Origin of the sequence: Endozoicomonas sp. ONNA1, from assembly GCF_024606325.1 — a bacterium.
GTDB lineage: Bacteria > Pseudomonadota > Gammaproteobacteria > Pseudomonadales > Endozoicomonadaceae > Endozoicomonas_A.
On record NZ_JAHHPN010000357.1, the window covers coordinates 24,260 to 30,677 of the forward strand.

Below are 6,418 nucleotides of genomic sequence, written 5' to 3' on the forward strand. Positions count from 1 at the left end.
GGGTGGTAGACAGGTAACTTCGGGACAAAACATTAAGCAGTGGCCTAAAGACAGCATGGTCATTATTTGAGTATCTGTTTTTCAGAACCCCGTGGAACATATCCAATCCAAGCCTGAATAGAGCCTTGGCGGGCCTTCAGTGCTTATTCAGATGATTCTATAGGTTCTAAAAAACAAGCTCGCACCTGGGTGAAACATTGTCTCGTTCTTTTATAATTTGTTTTTGAATAGACTTTTCATTTATGAAACTTCTGCTTAATAATTGTCGTGTTTCTAAAGGAAGTTGATCATGCCAGATATCAGGGTTTTCAGATAAAGCTTTTGCATCAGACTCGTTAAAATCATCTGATAAGAAAGCACTGCCAAACTTAGAATGTAACTCGTAATATTTATCGCTTATAGCGCCGCATTTCATTTTCAACTGTATCGCTGATAAAAATAGTGCGGCATTAATAAGTCGTGATGATGGATGACTATAAAAAGGTGATTCTTTTTTAAAGATGTGATCAAAATCGATTAATTTTATTTTATTTTTCAGGCAAACCATATTTTCAAGCTTGAAATCCCTGTGACAAACGCCTATCAAATCAAGATGATTTAAAATTTCAAGAACTTGAAAAATAATTTCATGAAATTGTGCAACTGATAAATTTGAAAAGTTTTCTTTTAAAAATTGATCGAAGCTAATTTTTCCTAACTCCATCACAATATACATTTTATTGTCTTCTTCCAGAACACCAAAGTATTCAATAATATTAGGATGGGGGTTAGCTATTAAAGACTGTATAGAGTTTTTCTCATCAATAGCACTCTCCGCTTTCCAACCTATCAAAGGAATAACTTTTATAGCTATATCACATTTACGTTCGGTTATACACTTCGACTGATACACATCGCCGCATGCGCCATCACCCAGTTTGTCTTTAAACTCGAACATATGGGCTTTTGGTATAGTGCCCTGTGCAAAACCATGAAAACACTTTTCTTGACTTTTACTTTCTGCGTCAATTTTCATCCTTTTGGTTGGTAAGCTTACAATATCCATATTAATTCCCTGGTTTAATCCGCACTTCAATAATCGGACTCCAGATGAAGAATTTAGTTCCATAAACGGTATGACCTAGCCTTTCTCCCGCTCTCCTCACACCACTGCCGTGTGGGTCCGCACCGGGTTCAATGCTGGTTAAAGTTACTGTCGTCGGATACAGCGGGTTTACGATAAAACCGGAGACCTTTTGGAATTGCAGGTAAGCTGCTTATGCCAATCGTTTTCAAAAATTAGACAGAAATCATTAACATCAGAATACACTCTTCATAGACATGGGAGCTTCTGTTATCTATTTTTAGTCTGCAACGGAAAGATAGCTAGATTCCGGGGCGTTCCCCCGTCTTTTTAAAATAGAACTAACGTTCAATAAACTTATTGCCAGAAAAAAGGCCTGATAAAAATGAAGCAATGTATTCGTTTAATTTTAGTATTGGTTACGATGATGCTCCCTTGTACAGGGTATTCTGGAGATGATAGATTCGACGCTCTCCTGCCATTAACAGCATTAAGTCTCATGCAAATATTCAAAACCTTTACAGAGGGAGACTCTATCAGCAGCTTTTTCAATCTCGAAGGGATTCAAGTATGGTCATTTAACAGGGATCACTATTCATCCGATGGGTGGACTGACGAGCAGACTGTTGATGGTATACTGACAGTGTCCGCTACGTTTCATCAGGCAACTCCAATGGATGCTACCGCTGACCTGCAACCCCGATCTTCAAATTTCATTGATATGGGGGCTGGCATTAGCGCTTACTTTTCGTATGTTTTGCCATTATTGACTGAATATTTTCGGTCTCAATTCAACCCTGATAGAGTTTATTATCTGGATCGAGCCAATCTTGAACGTCATCAAGGAACAGCAGTAGACGATGACCCTGATGGTTTTGATGACGACCATGATGTCAGTGATGATGAAGGAAAAGCTTCAGAAAAAGAGACTGGAGCAAGAGCAATCAACAAAGAGTGTGAGTTTTTTAAGTGTGAGTATGATGATTGCAGTTCTGTATCTGATACCCCTGAAAATTGGAAAGCTCATGTAATCAGTGACATGAAAAAAGGCACGATCACTTACCAAGCTTCATTGTATTATTCAGGTTTTCTCAGGCCAGCTTTTGGGCCTGAGCCAAGTCCTGAACAAAAAGATATGTATGAAAAACAATGTGATAGAGATGAAGAACTATGCGAAGATTTGATTACACAGACACGTCGTTGCATTGATCTATTCAACAACGGGCTTGATGAAGGGCTAAGCGAGTATCTGCCCTCTGACCCGAACCTCCCGTATCAGGATTGATGTCGCCTTTTTTGATCCATAAGTCTCAATAGTTAGCAGCTTTTCCCCCGTCGCCGCCTGCGGCGGCGCGGCGTAACCACCCACTGAAACGTTTGCTAACTATTATGTTTTGAACTTTATGCATGGTATTGACTCTGAATAGTGAAATAAATGAAAAAGGAGTTTCACCATGACGACACCGGTCAGCAATGTTACAAATAAAGGGTTGCTCTCAACAATAGAGGTAGCCAAAAAACAGAGCACTTTCGATTCACATAAAGCTGGAGCAACATTTTATAACAGGTCTGTGGAATGTGTAGAGCCATCAGTATCTATAAAAATTGATAGATCCAAAAACAGGTGCACTACTCTTAAAGGACTGGCTCAGAGTCATATGGGCATGAGAGAGGTGACATTAAAGTATATTCCTTTTGAAATAGACGGCACCATTTTTAATTGTATCAATGGCAATGAAAGAGATAATGAGCTGGCAGAAAAAATGATGGTGATTAGTGATGACTGCTCAAAAAGTTCTTTCTCTTTTAACATTAAAACAGAAGATGGCAATCACGAGTATAAGCCTTCACACTTCTGGCAAGAACAACTACTAAAATGTATAAATGCAGGATTGCAAGTTTTTTTCGATGACTGCCCCCCAGATAAAGTGGTTCCTCTGTTAGCAAACAAGACTGTTGGTAATATTTATAAAGGTAAAAAAATCCCAACAACTTGCTTTCAATTTGTTAACTTTATGGAATTTAATTCAAATTCATTTCAAGATAATTTCCGCATAGAACTTACAATCTTAAAAAATTCAAAGATAGAGAATCAATTCATTCCTGTTGCAATTTTAAACAACAACGAAATCGTTCATATATTTATTCACATTGGAGATGATGTTTGTATAGGTAAATTGGGAGGTGAAAATATTTTTTTCCATACTGCTGAAGATATATTGAATCATTATCAAGAATCTTTTGAAAATCCTTTGACTTTAGCAATTGCAAATATTAAACCTTTACCCTAGTTGTGTGGCACATAAGTCACTGTCCAACTTTTATTGATTAATCAGCAACCTGGAAAACTAACCTGACACAGTGGGTTTTTGGTATTGTAGGTAAGTGGCTTATGCCAATCTTGTTTAAAACCAGACAGAAACCATCAATATCACTGAATACACTGGTCATAGACACGGGAGCCTCTGTTATCTATTGATAGTCAGCAGTCGAGAGATTGCTAAATCGCGGGAGTTTCCCTGTCTTTTTGGAATCGAACTCATGTTCAATAAACTTATTGCCAGTAAAAAGGCTTGATAATATGAAACAATGTATTCGTTTAATTTTAGTTTTGGTTACAGTGATGCTCCCCTGTACAGGGTATTCTGGAGACGATAGATACGACGCTCTCCTGCCATTGACAGCGTTAAGTCTCATGCAAATGTTCAAAACCTTTATAGAGGGAGGCTCTTCCAGCAGCCTTTTCAATATCGAAGGGCTTCAAGTATGGTCATTTAACAGGGATCACTATTCATCCGATGGATTTTTAGCAACTGACGAGCAGACTGTTGATGGTGTACTGACAGTGTCAGCTACGTTTCAGGCGACTCCAACGGATGCTGCCCCTAGCCAGCAACTCCGAATATCAAATTTTCTTGATATGGAAGATAGCATTAGCGCTTACTTTTCGTCTGTTTTGCCATTATTGACTGAGTATTTTCGGTCTCAATTCAACCCTGATAAAGTTTATTATCTGGATCGAGCCAATCTTGAACGTCATCAAGGATCAGCAGTAGTCGCTGGCCCTTATGATTCTGATGACAACTATGATGCCAGTGATGATAAAGGAAAAGCTTCAGAAAAAGAGACTGGAGCTCGGGCAACCAACAAAAAGTGTGAGTATGATGATTGCAGTCCTGTATCTGAAGCTCCTGCATATTGGGAAACTGTTATAATCGGTGACCTGAATAAAGGCACTATTGTTTACAAAACCAAACTCTATTATTCAGGTTTTCTCAGGCCAGTTTTTGGGCCTGAGCTAAGCCCTGAACAAGATGAGATTTATGAAGAACAATGTTTTCGTAATGAAGAACCATCCGAAGATCTGATTACACTGACACGTCGTTGCATTGATCTATTCTTCGGCGGGCTTGATAAAGGGCTAAGCGAGTATCTGCCCTCTGAACCGAACCCCCCGCATCAGGATTGATGTCACCTTTTTTGATCCATGAGTCTCAATAGCTAGCAGCTTTTACCCTCGTCGCCGCCTGCGGCGGCAAGGCGAAACCAGGCGCAATGCCTATTCTGAAGCAACAAGAATCAGCCCCGACTTACTACCTGTACCAGTACCTACTGAATTGACAGTCACTTCTCCTTGACTGTTTAAGCCATAACCAATAACCAGACTGTAATCATCCACAAGAAATTGAGTGAATATATCCGGGGCAACTTTGAAAAAGCTCATAATTTCAGAAATAAAAGTTTCAGCAAGCTGAGGAGCCAAGTTATAAACTGCCAGTGCAACTGAGAGCTTACTCTTCAATATTTCCTCATCTGTTTCTGAAGCAGATACAGGGCAGGTTATTAGAATTAAGCTGACGATCATGGTTGATATTACTGAACGCACTTGCAAGCCTCATAGTTTAGAGTGTGTCGGCAGTATAGACATGAGTAGTTCAGCCTCCCAAGAGTCTTGAGTTAAGCTCACCTATTCCCATAAACCGATAGCACTGGTTCATCCAGATTGGCCATCTGCTCCCTAAGCTCCAGAATATGTTCTGACCAGTAACGCTCGGTATTGAACCAGGTAAATGCCATGGGGAAGGCCGGGTCCGTCCAGCGTTTAGCCAGCCAGCCGGAGTAGTTGATCAGCCTCAGGGTTCGGAAATATTCCACCAGATTGAGCTCTATGGGATCAAACTCATGAAATTCCTCATAACCTTCCAGCAGTTCTGCCAGTTGGGTGGTCTGGCTGGCCCGGTCGCCGCTCAGAAACATCCATAAATCCTGAATAGCGGGAGCCATGCAGGTGTCGTCGAAGTCGACAAAGTGAGGGTTATCATCTCGCCAGAGAATGTTGCCGACGTGAGCATCACCGTGCACACGAATCATTTTTGGGTGGTATTGAGCTTCGATTCGGGCAAGACGATCGAGAATGTCCCGGGTCAGGGTTTCATAAGCTTCTCTGAGTGTGGCGGGAATAAAATCATTGTCCAGCAGCCAGCTGACATTATCGATGCCGTATCTTTGCAGATTAATCTCAGGACGATGCTGGAAAGGCGCTGCCGAGCCCAGTTTATGCAGCCTTCCCATACAACGACCCAGAACCAGCAGGTGATCCAGATTATCGAGTTCCGGTGGATAGCCTCCCATGCGTTTGAACAGGGCAAACTGGAAGCCTTCAAACTCATGCAAGGTTTCCTGATTCTCGTTTTGGAGGGGGGCCACGATTGGGAATTCCATTTCTTGCAGTTCCAGCGAGAAGGCGTGTTCTTCCAGAATCTGATCATGGCTCCAGCGCTCGGGACGATAAAATTTGGCAATAATCGGTAAGCCGTCTTCAATCCCCACCTGGTAAACACGGTTTTCGTAGCTGTTCAGAGCCAGGTTTCTGGCATCACACAGGTATCCCTGACTTTCCACTGCGTCCATCACCCGGTCAGGCGTCAGTCGTTCATAGGGATGCTGGATATCTGAACTCATAGAGGGCTCCCACCAAGGCAATGATCGTTAGCCGCAGAAGTTTACTACGAAATCCCTCTCAAAAGGTCAGGTTTACTGACCTTTCTGTTAGTTCTTCAGAAAACTTTTTCTGCCTTTGGTGACTCAAACCTCTTATCAGTCTCAGGAAGGACAAAACAATGGATGTTCAAGGCGTTACTTATCCAGGCCGCAGTTATCCAGACCACAGCTCACCCACAGATCAGGGGCTTTCCTGTAATCCCTGTGAAATGGTTGCATCGGCTGTTTACTACCTACTGGGTAAGCTCAGGCGGATTAGTGTGGATGAGGGGTTGCTGGCCTCCAGAGTCGAACATGTGGAAAATGGCGTCTCGGTGTCCCTTGAACTCTGGGGGACTCCGAGAGGTAAAAGCC

At 41.8% G+C, this 6,418-nt stretch carries 7 protein-coding genes; 4 read left to right on the plus strand and 3 right to left on the minus strand.

The genetic code is table 11. From position 1 onward, the window contains the following. Positions 1-166 precede the first annotated feature (166 nt). Positions 167-1,045, minus strand: a complete 879-nt coding sequence (locus tag KDK19_RS08220) for a protein kinase family protein (protein WP_257281581.1) — start codon at positions 1,043-1,045, stop codon at positions 167-169. A gap of 403 nt (positions 1,046-1,448) precedes the next feature. Between KDK19_RS08220 and KDK19_RS08225 the strand changes: the two genes are divergently transcribed. The 3 genes from KDK19_RS08225 to KDK19_RS08235 all read left to right on the plus strand — a co-directional run bounded on the left by KDK19_RS08225 (position 1,449) and on the right by KDK19_RS08235 (position 4,532). Then, positions 1,449-2,348 (plus strand): hypothetical protein, encoded by a 900-nt coding sequence (locus KDK19_RS08225; RefSeq protein ID WP_257281582.1) that lies wholly within the window; start codon positions 1,449-1,451, stop codon positions 2,346-2,348. A 169-nt stretch (positions 2,349-2,517) separates the two neighbouring features. Beyond that, positions 2,518-3,354 carry a hypothetical protein gene (locus tag KDK19_RS08230; RefSeq protein WP_257288567.1) on the plus strand — a complete coding sequence of 279 codons (837 nt, stop codon included), beginning with the start codon at positions 2,518-2,520 and terminating at the stop codon, positions 3,352-3,354. Positions 3,355-3,644: 290 nt separating this feature from the next. Continuing rightward, positions 3,645-4,532, plus strand: coding sequence for a hypothetical protein (locus KDK19_RS08235; RefSeq protein ID WP_257291710.1), 888 nt, complete (start codon positions 3,645-3,647; stop codon positions 4,530-4,532). 90 nt (positions 4,533-4,622) lie between these two features. Here the strand turns inward: KDK19_RS08235 and KDK19_RS08240 are convergent, their stop codons facing one another. Both KDK19_RS08240 and KDK19_RS08245 read right to left on the minus strand, forming a co-directional pair. Beyond that, positions 4,623-4,928 (minus strand): hypothetical protein, encoded by a 306-nt coding sequence (locus KDK19_RS08240; protein WP_257291711.1) that lies wholly within the window; start codon positions 4,926-4,928, stop codon positions 4,623-4,625. 98 nt (positions 4,929-5,026) lie between these two features. Beyond that, entirely contained in the window at positions 5,027-6,025 is a 999-nt protein-coding gene (locus KDK19_RS08245) for a serine/threonine protein kinase (protein WP_257281586.1), read from the minus strand. Positions 6,026-6,183: 158 nt separating this feature from the next. Between KDK19_RS08245 and KDK19_RS08250 the strand changes: the two genes are divergently transcribed. Then, a partial coding sequence (locus KDK19_RS08250) for a hypothetical protein (RefSeq protein WP_257291712.1) occupies positions 6,184-6,418 on the plus strand: 235 nt, incomplete at its 3' end.